The following is a 16122-nucleotide window of genomic DNA, read 5'->3' on the forward strand; positions in this document are numbered from 1 at the left end:
TTGCAAGGATTTTCCGCACTTGTAAAACATGTGAACAAATGGATAGTCTGCGGCGGCGATAGTTTCGCCGCCGCAGACTATTGTTTGTTCAGATAGAATTGGTATGAATCTTTTGCTTATGCAGCAGGCTTGAATGCTCCGTCTACGAGATCTCCCTGCCATACCGGCGTCGTTTCGTAGTAGATTACTTCCTGCTCGGACGGCACGCCGTTCTCCATGTATTCTTTGAGCTTCTCAACGCCCATGGAACCATATTTTGCAGGCGTGATGTCAATCGTGGAACGGATTACGTTGCTTGTATCTTTGATCTTCGCAACTGCTTCTTCCGTAGCGTCTGCGCCGCCTACGTAGAAGTTGTCAAGAACGTCCTGCGAGAAGTTCATGCCTTTGATCGCTTCGTTTGCGCCAAGTGCGCTCGAGTCATTTACACAGGCAATTACGTTTACTTCCGGATGTGCCTGCAGCGTGTTCTCCGTAACTGTCATAGCAGCGTCCGGGGAGTCGCCGGCCTGACGTGCAACGATCGTTGCCTCCGGGCACAGCTTCTGGATCGTTTCTTCGATACCGTCGCCTCTTCTTACAACGTCTTCCACGTTATCCTGGGAGATGATCAGTACGTTTGCTTTGCCGTCAAGCTTCTCATTGATCCATGCAGCAGCCTGTTCGCCGATAGCAGCGCCGTAGGTGTACTCGTCGATCGTAAGCTGAGCGTCAGCGTTCGGAACAAGCTGAGCCTGCGCTACAACCGGGATGCCCTCTGCTTTTGCTTTGTCAACAACGCTTGTGAGCGCGTTTGCATCGATCGGGCAGATGAACAATCCGTCCATACCCTGCGCGAGGAAGTTCTCAACGTCGGAAACCTGCTTTGCAACATCATAGTTTGCGTCAACAACAGTTACTTCCCAGCCGAGTTCTTTGCACTTTGCTTCAATGCCGTTCGCAACTTCGATGAAGTACGGATTCGACATGTTCTGCAGGGATGCGCCGATTTTCTTTGCGCCTGTTGAAGCTGCGCCGCCATCCGAAGCGGATTCAGAAGCTGCTGCCGAAGCAGATTCACTTGCTTCCGTTGACGCTTCTGTTGAAGGCGATTCACTTGCCGCCGGTGTGCCGCTGCATCCTACAAAGAGAGCCGCAACCAGCATAAGAGCTACTACAGTTGCTAAGATTTTGCTTTTTTTCATTTCTTTTCCTCCTAATAATATGGTTAGGTTATAGTGTATTTTCTGCGTTTTTTACGCAAAAAACTGAAAATCATTAAAATTTGATTATTTCTGACTGACTGAAAAAATAATGGATAATACCGTATTGTATTGATAGAAATCGAAAGTTGTACCCTATGGTTGCTCAGGTTCCCGGCGCGGATGGTTAACCCACCAATCGCACGCCGGTTTCCTTCGCCAGTTTCTGTAACCTCTTATAGTTATCGTGATCCTTTTTGGCATCCGCCAGTTCATTTTCTTTTCCAAGACGGATGTATTTTCCCGCTCCAAGCGGATTATATTCCATCAGCTCAAGGCTGATATTCCCCTTTGTATCCCTCACAAATTCTGCAATCTTGCTGATGTTGTCGTCTGAATCCGTACATCCGGGAATCACCGGTATCCTGCAGGTGATCGTGCAACCCTTCCCGGCAAGATACCGGAAATTATCTTTGATTACTTCATTTTGTACTCCCGTATATTTAAGGTGCTCCTGACCGTCAAAAAGCTTGATGTCTGTATAAAAATGGTCGACCAGCGGCACAAATTTTTCCAGCACTTCCCTCTTGCAGAAGAGCGACGTCTCAATCGCCGTATGCAGGCCTTCCTTCTTTGCCGCTTCAAGCAGCGCTAATGCGAATTCATACTGCTGCGTCGGTTCCCCGCCGGAAAGCGTGAGCCCGCCGCCCGAGATTCCGTAAAACGCCCTGTCCTTGCGTACGATTTCGAGTACTTGCTCCACAGTCATTTCCTGCGAGTCAAATTTGATTGCCGTCGTCGGGCAAGCCTTTGCACACTTTCCACAAAGCCTGCACCTGCCATGGTCGCAAATGATGCCATTGGCTGTCATTACGAGCGCTCCCTGCGGACAGGCATCGATACATGCTCCACATTTGATACATTCGCCTTTATTCTGCCAGATATATTTGTTTTGGCTGATTCCTTCCGGATTGTGACACCAGATACAGGAGAGCGGGCAGCCTTTGAGGAACACTGTTGTGCGTATGCCCTCGCCGTCGTGAACCGCAAATCTTTTTATTTCAAAAATCAGTCCCTTAGTCCCCTCCATGCGCTGTCCTCTCAATGATTTCGTCCTGCAGGTCATCGGCAAGCTCTACAAAATATGCCGTATATCCCGCCACGCGTACGATCAGGTTGGTATGCTGGTCCGGCTCTTTCTGTGCTGCCTTGAGCTCTTCCGCATCCATCACGTTGATCTGTACATGTGCGATCTTCTTCTTTACAAGCCCGCGTATGAGGGCGATAAACTTGCTCTTACCCTCCGCCGTATCAAACATCGATGGTAAAAATTTCATGTTCAGCAGCGAACCGTTGCTTGCATTGTTGTGCTTCAGGCGCGCAACCGAATTGATGAGCGCCGTAGGGCCGTTTTTATCCCTGCCGTACATTGCCGACACCCCTCCGTCCGCAAGGGGGGATTTTGCAAGCCTTCCTTCCGGCGTCGCCGCCACGTTGAGCCCCATCGGCACATGGGCCGATACGGTGTAAAGCCCCATTTGCACACGTCCGCCGCGTACGTTGGTATAGGTGTCGAGCTTTTCCGCGAAATAATCCGTCCATTTGGTCGCAATCGCGTCTACCCATTCAATGTCGTTGCCGTATTTCGGAACCTGGTTGATCAGTATCTGGCGTTCCTGCTCGTAGCCCTCAAAGTTGTTTCTCAGCATATCCAGCATTTGCTGTGCGCTGAACCGTTTCTCATCGAACACAAGTTGCTTTAATACCGCAAGGCTGTCCGCAAGATTTGCCGCCTGTATGAACTGTATGCCGGAGAAATTATAATGCGCTCCCCCTGCCGTAACGTCCACACCCTTTTCAATACAATCCGAGATTACGCTCGAAAGGAACGCGCTCGGAAGCACCCTGGCATGGCACACATCCACAAAAGCGTGGATTTCCATCATAATATCCATGAAATAGTCGATTTGCTTCTGGAAAGCATTTTCGAACTCTTCAAAGCTCTTAAAATCTGTCAAATAACCCGTCTGGGGACCAATCTGCTCGCCTGTGAGCATGCACACGCCGTTATTGACCGTAAGCTCAATCACCTTGACGACGTTGAACATTGCAGCATCGCTCCAGCCAAGGTTGTTCCCCGGCGTGGTAAGCTCCACACACCCGACAATCGCATAATTTTCGGCGTCCTTTTTGTCGATGCCCTTATCGATCATCGCATCCACGACAACCTCGTCGTTGAATATCTGTGGCATTCCGCCGCCCTTTGCAATCGTATCCACACATACGCTCAAAAGCTCCGCCGGAGATTCGTTGTATGCGCGCAGTGAAAGATTGGGCTGCGGCAGCCTGATGTGGTTTTGCGCTGCCAGGAAAATGTAGGAAAGCTCGTTGGAATCGTCTGTCCCGTCCAGATGCTTTCCGCCAATCGCTACATTAAAACCGATTGGAAATCCCGCAAAATAACGTGCGCTCATGTAGCAACGCAGGTATACAAGCTGGTTGAATTTAAGCCAAAGCCCTTCCGTCAGCTCGAGGATTCGTTCCTCGCTGACGCCTGCTTCCACGTCCTTTTTATAGTAGGGATAAAGTATCTGATCCAGTCTGCCCGGCGAAAAGGACGATGCGTTCGACTCAATCTGCAGCAGCACAAACAGGAACCATGTGCTTTGCAGCGCGCTGTGATAAGAATACGCGCCGCCCCTGGAAAGCCTGTCGCATACCTCTGCGACATCGAGCATCCGCTGTTTATCTTCTCCTTCAAGGTCTTCCGCCATTTTTTTCGCAAGCTCTGCGTAGCGCATCATGAAGCGGCACGCCGCCTGCAATACGATCACAAGGCTTCCGTAAAATTCATTGTGGTCAGGATTTTCCGCCATTTTCTGGCGAACCTCCTGGTAAAGCCCGCTGGGGCCAAGCCTGAGCCATTTTTCCACATCCGGGCAAATATGCCCCTGTGCGTGATCCGTCTGGTTGATTTTTACAACCTTGCCGACCTTCTTCATCAGGTCGCCGTATTTTCTCTCAATAACGTTTTCAAGGGTATCCTTGTCATCCCAGTATGGCTCAATCACCTTGCGGCAAATATCATAATCTCTCCCATAGACCGAAAACCGATCCTGGTCGCGGGTTTCAAGCGTATCAAGCTCTTCCCTGAGCCATGCCGTGCCGGACTCCGGGAAAATAACGCCCGCTTTTGAGCCTGCGGTACGGTTTCCCACGATATCCTCTTCCGGATAAATTTTAATTTCGATATTGTCTACTGAAGCCGCAAAGGAAAGCGCACGTTTTAACGGTACGGATACATCTTCGTTTTCCTGATACACATCTGTGATGATACATGCCTGTTCAGTTGAGATATACCGCGGCTCCGCCAAAACCTTTTCTTTCAGTTTGCGTATACGCTCAGATATTTCAATATCCAGAATTCTGTTTTTCGTATAGGTGCAATCCATTTTAACCTTACTTTCCGACCGGAACTCGTTCTTGTCTGTCCTGATTATTCTCCAATGATGCTGATCATGACTTTACGGTTCTGAGGCCCGTCCATTTCCACAAGGTAAGCGTCCTGCGCCGCCCCAAGGGCCAGCTTTCCGTCTTTTACAATAAAATGGCAATGGTTTCCAAACAGCATCCCGCGCAGGTGTCCCGTCGCATTTGCAGACGTTCTTCCGTAGGTGGGCAGGAAATGTGCGTGCGCATAATCGTCATTCACCGGCACTACCTTTCGCATCACCTGCATCATATCGTGCTCAAGGCATTCAAGGCCCTCGTTCACCGTGATGCCTGTTGTCGTATGCGCTGTTTCTGCAAGCAGCTGTCCGTTTTTGATGCCGGATTCCTCAACCGCTTTTTTCAGTTCGTCCGTAATCTTTATCATCTTTTCAAACGCGTCGCTTGAAACCACAAAATCTTTATAAAAAACCATATCCCGCTTCCTCCTTATTTATCAAGCCCAAGGAATACCTGTGCATTCCCGCCGAGGACACGCGCAAGCATCTCTTCCCGCAGCCCGATTGCTTCGAGCGCGCTGCGCATCCTGTGCTGTTCGATCCGCGGATAGTTTGAACCAAACATCACCTTCGTATTGAGGCTGCGGTCGATCCACGTCGCCTTTACCTCTTTGGAGAAACAATGCTCAAAGAACGAAACCGGCGCGTCGAAGTACAAAAGCGCTGTATCGACGTATACGTTTGGATATTTAACTGCCAGCATCGCCGCTTCCGTCATCCAAGGCCATGCAAAGTGCGCAAGCGAGAATTTCAACTCCGGAAAATCGATTGCCACATCCTCAAAGTGGATCGGCTGCGAATATTTGGAATTCGCATTCGGTTCCCAGGACATTCCTGCGTGGAAAATGATTGGAATATTAAGCTCCAGCGCTTTTTCATAAATCGGATATACGGCTTTATCATTCGGATAAAAGTCCTGAGAGGAAGGATTGAGTTTTAAGCCACGAAGACCAAGCTCCTTTACCGCATATTCCAATTTTTCCACTGCCTTCGGATCGTGCGGGTCGACAGAAGCAAACCCGATAAAACGGTCCGGCGCCATATCTACAAGCGTTTTAATCAGTTCGTTCGGCATCAACACTTCACCGTTATATTTACAGGAAGAATCAAGGGGCAAAAGCACCTCTTTATCCACTCCCGCGTTATCCATCTGCTTGATGTGCAAGTCGAGCGGCTCTACATGTACCTTATACAGCCCAAAAATATTCCGTTTTTCCGTTTCGTGCGAAAAATCAAAAATGTCTTTGATAAACGCAGGATGTGTGTGAACGTCAATAATCATTCGTGTTTTCCTCCCTAACGAGTTAATTCAATTCTTGTTTTATTTGAATTTAAAAATTCTTCAATCGTATTTTTGTCAACAGCGCCTTCCATCGGCCCCATCGCACTGATCGCAAAGCCGCCGGCCACATTTGCAAACCGCGCCGCTTCCTGCGGTGTTTTACCATCCACAAGTCCAGTAAGGAACGCCGCGCAGAACGTATCGCCCGCGCCTGTCGGATCGATCTCCGTCGCTTCAAAGGAAGGCACGTCCGTTACTTCGCCCTGATAGAAAATCCTGCTGCCCTTTGCGCCGCGTTTCTGGACGACCATTTTGCCCTGCTTCATCCACTTCATACAGCCGTCATAATCGTCCCCGCCAAAAAATTTGCTCGCCTCGCCTTTGCTGGGGAGGATCAGATCCGCCCGCTCGATCACAGGCCCTACCATTTCCATGATCTCTTCCTGCGTGTGTCCCGGCCGCAGATTCGGATCAAAGCTCACCTTGGTGTTTTTGTCCAGAACCTCCATCGTTTTATATACCAGTTCCTTGGCACGCGGCGAGGATTCCATCGTAAATCCGGTATAGTGCACCCATTTACAATCTTTAAAATATTCCCTGTCGACTTCCCCTTCATAAATCACTTCCGAGCCGGAGCCCTTGAGGTGATACATAAAGTCTCTGGAATCGTCTTCATTGTAATAAACAAATGTGGAGCCCGTATAAGTATTCGGAACAACGAGCGTATGTGTCATGTCTACTCCTGAATGCTTCATCCTGTCGAACACGCACTTACCAAAGCCGTCGTCTCCAACCGAACCAAGAAACCCGCAGTTCATTCCCATCTTTGCCGCCGCATGGATAAAGATCGGAGTATCCCCGCTTGGGAACGGCCCTGCAAACGTGCCCGCCTCACAAAACGTCCTGTTTCGTTCTATCCTGATGATTTCAACAATGAGCGGCCCCATTGTAATGATATCGAATCCCACTTTTCCTGTTCCTTTCCATGAGTTTCTTTTATCTGTTTTATCTCTATCTTATTTATCTATATCCGGTTAAATTATTGTTGATATTTTGTTCAAAATTGAGTATGATTGAATTATAACATCATGACATTATAATGTCAATACGTCATAATTGTATTTTTTGAAATTAATATTTTGAGAATACATTTTGTAATAAATTTGATATAATGTAAATGGGTTGGAATTTATATAGATCAGGGGGCTTTGAAAGTGAAAACAATCGCTTATCTAGCAGTTTATAACAGACTAAAAGAAATGATTGAAAATCATGTATATAAAGTAGGCGATATGCTTCCGCCCGAGCACGCGCTTGAAAAGATGTTTCAGGTAAGCCGTATAACCGTACGGCGGGCGGTCAAGCTTTTGATTGACGACGGTTATGTGATTATCAAGCCTGGAAAAGGTACGATGGTTGTAAACCGTACTGCCACGCAACGCCTGAATTATGTTTCCTCTTTTACGGAAGCGCTGAAAAACAAAGGATTTGATATTCAGCTCAACGATTGTTCGATTGAGGTAATAGATCCAACGCAGGAAGTTGCGGAAAAGCTGAAAATTTCTGAAAAGGAAAAGGTAGTTTGTATCAAGCGGGCGGTTTACGCAAACTCTGATCCGTTTGCACTCATTACAAACTACATCCCCTACTCCATGGTTCCCGGCCTCGAGCACGACGTGGGTCATTTTGTGTCTCTTTATTCCTTTCTGGAATACAAATTCAATTATACGATCGATACCGCTACCGATACGATTTCCGCAATCAACGCCACAAAGGAACTGGCTGAAAAGCTGAAGCTCGAGGAGGGCGCGGCTTTGCTGATCAACGTCCGTACCTCTTTTAAGGAAAGCGTTCCCGTGGAATACGCCATTACGATCGTGGACTCACGACAATTCAGCTATAGCGTCAATATGGTGGGACGCAACCTTTCAAACTGAGCCTGCCCATTTTCAACGCCTGCATTGCGGGCGTTTTTTTATACTTTTTATCTTCTATTAATATAAACCGTTTACGGCGTATATCCTGTGTGTATCGTATCGATATAACAGTTTATGGGGAATATGCTTACGATGTCACGTCTGTATAAAAACAAAAAAATAGTAGCGCTGCTCTTCTGCCTGATCGCCGTTTATACCGGTATGCTTGTTACAGACAGCGTATCTGAGCGCGAACCCGCTGCGCTTACTTTTAAATATCTTGGCGATATTTTTTGCCTGCTGATCGTTTTGGCAGGCTGGCGCCACGCTTACAGTAAGGCGGATATCACGCTTCTGCTTACGGGCTTCTTTTTTGTGCTTGGCGCAGACGCCCTGTTCCTGTTTGCAAGACAGCTGGATTTAGGCATTATATGCTTTGGTTTTGCTCATCTTGTCTTCATGCGCCGCTATCAAAAGAAACCTTCTCCCCTTTGGCCGATCCTGCTGCTGGCTGTGTCGGCCTTTTATGCCATTGGAATGCTGATAGGCCTTCAACTTCCCTATATCTACATTCTGTCTGTCGTTTATGCAGCTCTGTTGTTTATGGACGCGCATTCCGGCTTCCGCTCCGCTCTTCCAACGCCAAATAAAACACTGGTTAAGGTCGGTATGACATTTTTTATATTGAACGACGCAAACAATGCCCTGATGTATCTTGGCGCGCCCGGAAGCGTTTTAAACGAAATTACCTCTTATTTTGTATGGGTATTCTATTTACCTGCGCTTGTGTTGCTTGCACTGAGTGCATATGGCTACCAGGATAAAAATGCCGGCGAAGAGCGGCTGTACCGTGTTTGATTTGGCCAGAATCAACTGTATAACAAAGGGCTGCCTTCGTTTATTATTACAGGACAGCCCTTTTATTTCCAAAAATATTTAATTGTTGCCCGATTCAATCCGCAAAATACGTCGCGTACATATCCGCGATTGCAAGCGCCGGGGCGAGCCGATAAGTTTGAAAGGCATTTGATTGCGTCCTTCCGCCGATATAGCTTCGCGCCGCATCGTCATATCCGCCCATATGCCAGCGGATCGCAATCGCTTCCTCTTCCGTGAGGCGGATATGGCGCATCAAAAGAAAAACGGATTTTTCGCCATGCCCGAACGGAAGTTCGTCGTTTATGGCATAGACCTCTTTTTCATTCCATTCCCTTTTCCCCGGCGTTTTTACATTGCGAATTTCCCTGGTATAAAAGTTGGTTTTGCATACGTCGTGCAATAGCCCTGCGATCACGATGGAATCTTCACGCTCGCATTTGATCATTTTATTGAAATTTTTCAGGATTTTATATACGTTCAGGCTGTGAATGAGCAATCCCCCGTCAAAGGCACCGTGATTGTTTGTGCTCGCCGGAGCCGAATAAAAATCGGTCTCCTCCTCAAGCCACGCCAGTAAGGAATCCATATTCTCGCGCCCCGTTTCGAGCAAAAGCTCCCTGAATTCTTTTTTCTGTTCCTCAATTAGCTCCTGACTGATCATACCATGCCCTGCCATTCCATTTGTTTTTTTCATTATAACACATCCTGTACCGGCATAAAAAGGCATAAAAAATACGGGCAGCCGCAGCCGCCCGTATTGATCCACATTATTCTTATTTTACGACTCTGTCAAGCAGTCCCTGGAATGCGCAACCATGTCTTGCTTCGTCCTTAGCCATCTCATGAACCGTGTCATGGATCGCATCGTATCCAAGCTCTTTGGCGCGTTTTGCAAGCGCGAGCTTGCCAGCTGTTGCGCCGCACTCAGCGTCTGCGCGAAGCTGCAGGTTTTTCTTCGTATCGGCATAAACAACTTCGCCGAGCAATTCTGCAAACCTGGAAGCGTGATCCGCTTCTTCATAAGCCGCTCTTTTATAGGTCTCCGCAACCTCAGGATAGCCTTCTCTATCGGCCTGCCTTGCCATTGCAAGATACATTCCAACTTCAGTGCATTCTCCCATGAAGTTTTCTCTGAGCCCCTGAACTACTTCTTCGTCAAGTCCCTGCGCAACACCGATTTTGTGCTCGTCCGCCCAAACGCGTTCGCCTGCAAATTCATCGAATTTGGAACCGTCCGCACCACACTGTGGGCATTTAGCGGGCCTTTCGCCTTCCGCGGTGTAACCGCAAACCTGACATACATACTTTACCATTTCTTTATACCTCCCAATATACGATTGAGCAAAAAGCTCATCGATTTTAATATACACGGTCTCGGAAGTATTTAAACAAAAATTTTAATCTTTTTTCTGCCTGTTTTTTATCAAATTCCCAATACACGATTGCCAACCGCAAAATCGTGTTATCAATAACTATCAGAAAAAGAAACGAGGCGAGAAAAAATGAGCCACGCCGCAACAATCGTATCGATGCAAAACAACTATTTCTATACGGGGCAAACAAAGGACTATGAATTTCGCAGGGATGCGCTTATAAAACTGAAACAGGCTGTCGTCAAAAACGAGGCCGCAATTTTCGACGCTTTGAAAGCCGACCTGAACAAAAGTGCTTTTGAAGCCTATGAAACAGAAGTAGGCATTGTTTTAGACGAGATTTCTTATGCACTGAAGCACCTGAAAAAATGGATGAAGCCCCAAAAAGTGCATACGCCTATCGACCAGTTTCCCTCCAGAAGCTTTATTCTGCCGGAGCCTTACGGGGTTTGTCTCATTATGTCTCCCTGGAATTATCCCTTCCAGCTCACGCTGGAGCCCCTTGTGGGCGCCATTGCCGCCGGCAATACAGCGATCCTCAAACCATCCGATTATTCGCACAATACCTCGCAGGTGATTGCAAATATCATTCATTCCATCTATCCGGTGGAATATGTCGAGGTCGTTTTGGGTGGCAGGCAGTCTAATCAGGATTTGCTCCAGCAGCACTTTGACTACATTTTTTTCACAGGCGGGATTACGGTTGGAAAGCTCGTAATGGAATCAGCATCCAAATTCGTCACGCCCGTCACGCTCGAGCTCGGTGGAAAGAGCCCCTGTATCGTGGATCAGACTGCGGACATAAAACGTGCAGCCAAACGGATTGCGTGGGGGAAATTTTTAAACGCGGGCCAAACCTGCGTCGCTCCCGACCATCTGTTTCTGCATACGGATGTAAGGACGGAATTCCTGCAGGAATTCCAGGCGGCTATCACTGAATTTTATACTGACGATCCGCTGTCCTGCGCTTATTTGCCAAGAATCATAAACCAGAAGCATTATGACAGGCTTCGCGGGCTTATGGAGGGCGAGGAAATCCTTATCGGCGGAAAAAGCGACGATTCTTCCCTTACAATCGAACCCACCGTGATCGACCACGCAGAATATAACCATCCGATCATGCAGGAAGAAATTTTCGGTCCGTTACTTCCTGTTCTGGAATTCCGTAATCTTGACGACGTGGTCGTAGAAATCCAAAAGCATCCGAAGCCGCTTGCGCTTTACCTGTTCTCGCAAGATCATGGAACGGTCAAGCGTGTTTTAAGAGACGTTGCCTATGGAGGCGGCTGCATCAACGACGTCGTCGTTCAGGTTGCAACCTCGCAAATGCCATTTGGCGGCGTGGGTTCCTCCGGTATGGGCGAATATCACGGGAAAGACAGCTTTCGCACTTTTAGCCATTACAAAAGTATTTTGCACAAATCCAATAAAATCGACATTCCGATCCGCTATCTGCCGGGAACGCCCGATAAATTCAAAAAACTGCGGAAGTTTATCGGAAAATAAAAAAAACTTATCACCACAGATACAAAAAAGAGCGGACTGCAATCCGCTCTTTTTTATTTGCGATATTATTATCCTGTTTCACCCGGCATTTCCGGCATTTGCTCTTTGGGAAAACAAATCCGCACCTTGAACAGGTCTCCGTCGATTTCGATCCGGAATTCGCCATTCATCATCTGCATAAAGTTTTTTGCAATCGACAGCCCAAGTCCGGAACCCTCCGTGTGTCTTGATTCATCGCCGCGCTTAAAGCGTTCCATCAGTTCGTCCTCCGTCATATTGAGCGGATCGCGCGACACATTCTTCACCACAACACAGTTTGTTTCGTCCGTCTGCACAAAATCGATATATACGCGCGTTCCTGCCGCCGCATATTTAATCGCATTGTCGAGCACGTTTCCGATCACGCGCCACAAAAGCTTTCCGTCGGCCTCCACAAACATTTCCTTTTGTGGCGCCTCTACAACGAATTCAAGACCTGAGCCTTCAATTTTGTCAGACATTTCGCCAAGCGCCTGCTCCATAAACTGTACAAGTTCCATGCGCGCCATATCGACCGTCATATCCCCGCTGCTCGCCTTCGCCGCTTCAAACAAATCGTCCGTCAGGAATTTGAGACGCTTTGATTTCATATCCAAAACCTCAAGGTATCTGGGAGCATTTTCGCTCGTAAGGCTCTCTTTTTTAAGCAAGTCCACATAAGTCAGAATAGACGTAAGCGGCGTTTTGATGTCGTGCGATACATTTGTAATAAGCTCTGTCTTCATCTTTTCAGACTTCACCTCATGCGTCACAGCCGCTTCAAAGCCCTCGGCAATGTGCTCGATGCCGGAGGCTATCTCGTCAAGTTCCTTTCCTCCGCCTTTGGGAATCGTATAGCTGAGCGTACCCTCCTTGATGCAGGAAATCCCTTTTGCAATCTCCCGGATGGCCGCCGCCTTTTGCAGGATATATTTCAAAGCCGCCGCAAGATAGATTGCAAGGAATACCAGACCGATAAAAATACCGGTTCCACCCATCAGCAATCCAAATAAAACGGTGAGGCCCACAACGCCAAGCCCGCCAACGAGATACCAGACTGTAAATCCGACTCCCTTTGACTTTACGTCGCTTCTATCATAAGCATCCCTGAAGCCTGTAAAAATTCTTCCTACCAAAGTATAATTTTCTTTCCTTTTTACTCTGCGCGAAACCGACATGCTCCATAAAATGAGCAGTGCCGTCCCAATCGAGATATATATGGCAATCCGCACCGCTTGGACGGCGCTCCACGTGCCCGGCGTCCATACGCGCTCCGATGTAAAGAGCGCTGCCAGTAAAAATTCAATCAGCAGTAGCCCTATCCCGCCGATGTCAAGGTATATGGAATCCATAAACCCAACTTTTACATCGTCGTTGCGCGGAGACCTGCCCGCTGTATATAAAAGCCAGATAAACGCTCCTGCAAAAATCACGATACATACGACCATAAAGATGACCGTAATGAGATAAGCCCGATAGGTCTGTGCATAGTCAGCCATGCTTTGCTTGAAAAAATCGTTGGACATCCCCACATAGATAGGCGTTGCGCCGCCCGACAACAAATATGCTTCCGAACCTGTAGTTGTCCGCTGGTAGCCGTCATCCTGCGGCAAATCCTGAAAAAGCCCCGGCTGGACGCCGTTCCAAGAAAATTGTTTGTTGGAATCGAGGTCTCCAATCCATGCAACCGCATCATTTTTTTCAACATTCGTATGTGTAACTTTGCCGTTTTCCACCACTGCAAAATAGTAATTTTTATTTTCTGCCAAGTTGTCCTGCGCCTGCTGCTGCTTTTCCTTATATTCGTTTTTAATATAATCAGGCGCATCCGAAAGCAGCTTTGCATACTTCTGGTTGACCGAGTTCACCTGACGCTGCGTATATTCGTCCAGCGCAGGCAGTCCGTCCGCTGATGCTCCGCTTTCAGCAAACGCCACCCCGCTTTCTCCTGCGGTAACGCTCAGACTATCAGACTTGCTTTGATCCGCGCCCGCCACCGTCTCTTTTGATGTAGCTGCCGCACTTTCTTCGCTGCCGTCAATCTGCGCTGCAAACTCTTCCTTAAACTTTGCCATATACTCTTCATAATATTCACCTTCCAATTCCGAACTTCCAAGAATGTTTCCGAGCTCTGATTCATAAGAGCTCCTGAGCGTTGAAATATAACTATTTAACTCGGTTGCCATGGCGTCCTCGCCATAACCGAAATATGCTTTGTTTACAGATTCCACATAATCTGTCATTGTGGTGAGATATTCCATACTCTCAACATATTTATCACTGGTAATCGTGTTTGAAGAATCATATTTGGCAAGCCTCACGCCTGAAAAAGCAATGAAACACATCGAGAAGAGGCAAAGTACCCATGCTATGATCTTAAACCTGATATCATACTTTGATTTTATCGATTTTGTATCCAATGCCCCATACCACCTTCAAATATTTCGGTTCCTTCGGATTGATTTCTATCTTTTCCCGAATCCTTCGAATATGCACCGCTATTGTATTTTCAGCGCCTACGGCCTTTTCGTCCCATACGCTCTCATAGATTTGCGTTGTGGAAAGAACCCGTTCCATATTCTGCATCAGATACCGCAATATTTTATATTCCATGGGTGTCAGCTTTACGATTTCCCCGTCAACCGTCACCGTTTTTTTCATGTCGTCCAGCACAAGCCCACCGGTCTGGATGACGCCCTTTTCGGTTGCCATGCTTCCAAGAGACGTATACCTGCGCAGCTGCGATTTGACTCTTGCCATAAGCTCGAGCGGATTAAACGGCTTTGTCAGGTAGTCGTCCGCGCCGGAATTCAACCCCAATATCTTATCGTTGTCTTCAGACTTCGCGCTCAGCATGATCACCGGTATATTTGCATATTCGCGAAGCTTCATCGTTGCCCGGATACCATCCATTCCCGGCATCATGATATCCATAATGATGAGGTGAATCTCTTCATCCTCCGCATATTTCACAGCCTGTGCGCCATCATAAGCCTTCAATACCTCATATCCTTCATTGACCAGATAAATCTCTATCGCATCCACGATTTCTTTATCGTCGTCGCATACCAGAATCTTCATTGCATAAACCTCCGTATCGTGATATCTCATTATACCACAGATACGGCCTTCTCGTTTTTTACTGTCTTTACTATAACGAATAAATCTTAAGATACAACAAATGAATTTCTTAACATATTATGAACTTCATACCCTGCGCTTGCCAAAAAGCGTCATTCCTGTATAATGAAGTTAACTTCATAAATGGTACATTTCTTTAACTCTACTTACCATAATCATGAAAATTAACTGACAGACTGGAGGGAATTACATGAAAAAACTGATTGTTTTGCTCGTTTGTGTAACGCTGCTTTTGACTGCGTGCGCCGCACAATCGCCGGCATCGGAAAACGTCTCCTCGAGCGCAATGGACGCGGGAGGATATTCCGAGCAGGCTATGAGCGCTCCCGAGGCTTCCGCAGAAAAGGCGGAAACAGGGGAAGGCAGTACGGACGCCTTTGCGGATACACCCGTAAATGCCAATCGTAAGATGACCTATTCCGCATCGTTCAGCATCAACACAAAGGCATACGATTCGGATTATGACCAGATCAAAGCAGAGCTTACGGCAGTGGGTGGTTATATCGAAAACGAGGACAGTACCGCTATCCCGTCCGATGGCAGCCGGATTTATGGACGCAGCTCTTACTTCACACTACGCGTGCCGGTTGATCAGCTTGACGGTTTCCTGGAGCGCCTGTCCGAAATTGGCGAGGTGACCAACAAGCAACAGTCGGCAACGGACATTACGGACCAATATACGGATACCGATTCGCGTATCGCCGTGTTGGAAGAACGGAAAAACCGTCTGATGACGCATTTGCAAAACGCAACCGAAACAGAGGACGTGATTGCCATTGAAAACCAGCTTGCGGATACGATCTATGAGCTGGAGCAGTTGCAGGGCAGCAAACGCCATATGGATAATGTCGTGGATTACGCAACGGTAAGCGTATCCCTGACGGAGCTGATCACTCCGGAGACCATCGGCAGCGACGGACAGCCGCTTGGCGACCGCGCCTCCGACGCCTTTGCAATGTCAATGTCCGGCGTTGGCGAATTCATGGAAAACTTCGCGATCTTCTGGGCGGCGGCAGCGCCGGTGCTGATTGTAATCGCGATTTTCGCTGTGATTATTTTCCTGATCATAAAGCTTGTACGCTTCCTGATGAAAAAATACCGTGCGAAGCATCCAAAGCCCGTCAGGCCGCCGGTTTACCAGCAGCAGCCTTATATGCAGCAGCCGATGCGCCCCATGGCGCCGCCGCAGCAAGCGCCAATACCGCCGCAACAGCAGGCTCCCGTGCCAGGGCCCGAAGAGCCCAAAACGGATAACAACGGCGATAAGAAATAACCGGCCATAAGGCAAAAAAAGAGGTATGCGCTGCATACCTCTTT

The 16122-nt window shown here is 47.8% G+C and carries 14 protein-coding genes; 4 read left to right on the forward strand and 10 right to left on the reverse strand.

The window, feature by feature from the left end; genetic code table 11:
• Positions 1-116: 116 nt before the first annotated feature.
• The 6 genes from ACS5WU_RS13130 to ACS5WU_RS13155 all read right to left on the reverse strand — a co-directional run bounded on the left by ACS5WU_RS13130 (position 117) and on the right by ACS5WU_RS13155 (position 6940).
• On the reverse strand, positions 117-1184 hold the full coding sequence (locus tag ACS5WU_RS13130) for a sugar ABC transporter substrate-binding protein (protein WP_046442311.1): 1068 nt from the start codon (positions 1182-1184) through the stop codon (positions 117-119).
• A gap of 184 nt (positions 1185-1368) precedes the next feature.
• Positions 1369-2271, reverse strand: a complete 903-nt coding sequence (locus ACS5WU_RS13135) for a glycyl-radical enzyme activating protein (protein ID WP_302761843.1) — start codon at positions 2269-2271, stop codon at positions 1369-1371.
• Positions 2258-4633 carry a glycyl radical protein gene (locus tag ACS5WU_RS13140; protein WP_302761841.1) on the reverse strand — a complete coding sequence of 792 codons (2376 nt, stop codon included), beginning with the start codon at positions 4631-4633 and terminating at the stop codon, positions 2258-2260. Before ACS5WU_RS13140 ends, ACS5WU_RS13135 begins: the two co-directional genes overlap by 14 nt.
• 44 nt (positions 4634-4677) lie before the next feature.
• Positions 4678-5106, reverse strand: a complete 429-nt coding sequence (locus tag ACS5WU_RS13145; RefSeq protein ID WP_046442314.1) for a secondary thiamine-phosphate synthase enzyme YjbQ — start codon at positions 5104-5106, stop codon at positions 4678-4680.
• A gap of 14 nt (positions 5107-5120) precedes the next feature.
• The gene (locus ACS5WU_RS13150; protein WP_046442315.1) at positions 5121-5972 is read right to left on the reverse strand and encodes an amidohydrolase family protein; all 852 of its coding nucleotides are present in this window, start codon (positions 5970-5972) and stop codon (positions 5121-5123) included.
• 14 nt (positions 5973-5986) lie between these two features.
• Positions 5987-6940, reverse strand: a complete 954-nt coding sequence (locus tag ACS5WU_RS13155; protein WP_046442316.1) for a carbohydrate kinase family protein — start codon at positions 6938-6940, stop codon at positions 5987-5989.
• A 246-nt stretch (positions 6941-7186) separates the two neighbouring features.
• On the opposite strand from ACS5WU_RS13155, the gene ACS5WU_RS13160 reads away from it, so the two are divergent.
• Positions 7187-7909, forward strand: a complete 723-nt coding sequence (locus ACS5WU_RS13160) for a GntR family transcriptional regulator (RefSeq protein ID WP_052740153.1) — start codon at positions 7187-7189, stop codon at positions 7907-7909.
• A 114-nt stretch (positions 7910-8023) separates the two neighbouring features.
• Positions 8024-8746: a hypothetical protein gene (locus ACS5WU_RS13165; RefSeq protein ID WP_465089194.1), complete on the forward strand. Its 723-nt coding sequence runs from the start codon at positions 8024-8026 to the stop codon at positions 8744-8746.
• Between the two features lie 94 nt (positions 8747-8840).
• Here the strand turns inward: ACS5WU_RS13165 and ACS5WU_RS13170 are convergent, their stop codons facing one another.
• Positions 8841-9461 (reverse strand): HD domain-containing protein, encoded by a 621-nt coding sequence (locus ACS5WU_RS13170; protein WP_235811568.1) that lies wholly within the window; start codon positions 9459-9461, stop codon positions 8841-8843.
• Between the two features lie 79 nt (positions 9462-9540).
• On the reverse strand, positions 9541-10080 hold the full coding sequence (locus ACS5WU_RS13175; RefSeq protein WP_046442318.1) for a ferritin family protein: 540 nt from the start codon (positions 10078-10080) through the stop codon (positions 9541-9543).
• Between the two features lie 189 nt (positions 10081-10269).
• Here ACS5WU_RS13175 and ACS5WU_RS13180 point away from each other — a divergent pair, with 189 nt between their 5' ends.
• The gene (locus ACS5WU_RS13180) at positions 10270-11646 is read left to right on the forward strand and encodes an aldehyde dehydrogenase (protein ID WP_302762071.1); all 1377 of its coding nucleotides are present in this window, start codon (positions 10270-10272) and stop codon (positions 11644-11646) included.
• A 68-nt stretch (positions 11647-11714) separates the two neighbouring features.
• On the opposite strand, the gene ACS5WU_RS13185 is transcribed toward ACS5WU_RS13180, so the two are convergent.
• Positions 11715-14084 (reverse strand): sensor histidine kinase, encoded by a 2370-nt coding sequence (locus ACS5WU_RS13185; protein ID WP_302762073.1) that lies wholly within the window; start codon positions 14082-14084, stop codon positions 11715-11717.
• A complete protein-coding gene (locus ACS5WU_RS13190) occupies positions 14053-14745 on the reverse strand; it encodes a response regulator transcription factor (protein ID WP_046442321.1) in 693 nt (230 codons plus the stop codon). Before ACS5WU_RS13190 ends, ACS5WU_RS13185 begins: the two co-directional genes overlap by 32 nt.
• Positions 14746-14995: 250 nt before the next feature.
• Here ACS5WU_RS13190 and ACS5WU_RS13195 point away from each other — a divergent pair, with 250 nt between their 5' ends.
• The gene (locus ACS5WU_RS13195; RefSeq protein WP_046442322.1) at positions 14996-16078 is read left to right on the forward strand and encodes a DUF4349 domain-containing protein; all 1083 of its coding nucleotides are present in this window, start codon (positions 14996-14998) and stop codon (positions 16076-16078) included.
• Positions 16079-16122 lie beyond the last annotated feature (44 nt).

Source organism: Christensenella sp. KGMB01412, from assembly GCF_055522415.1.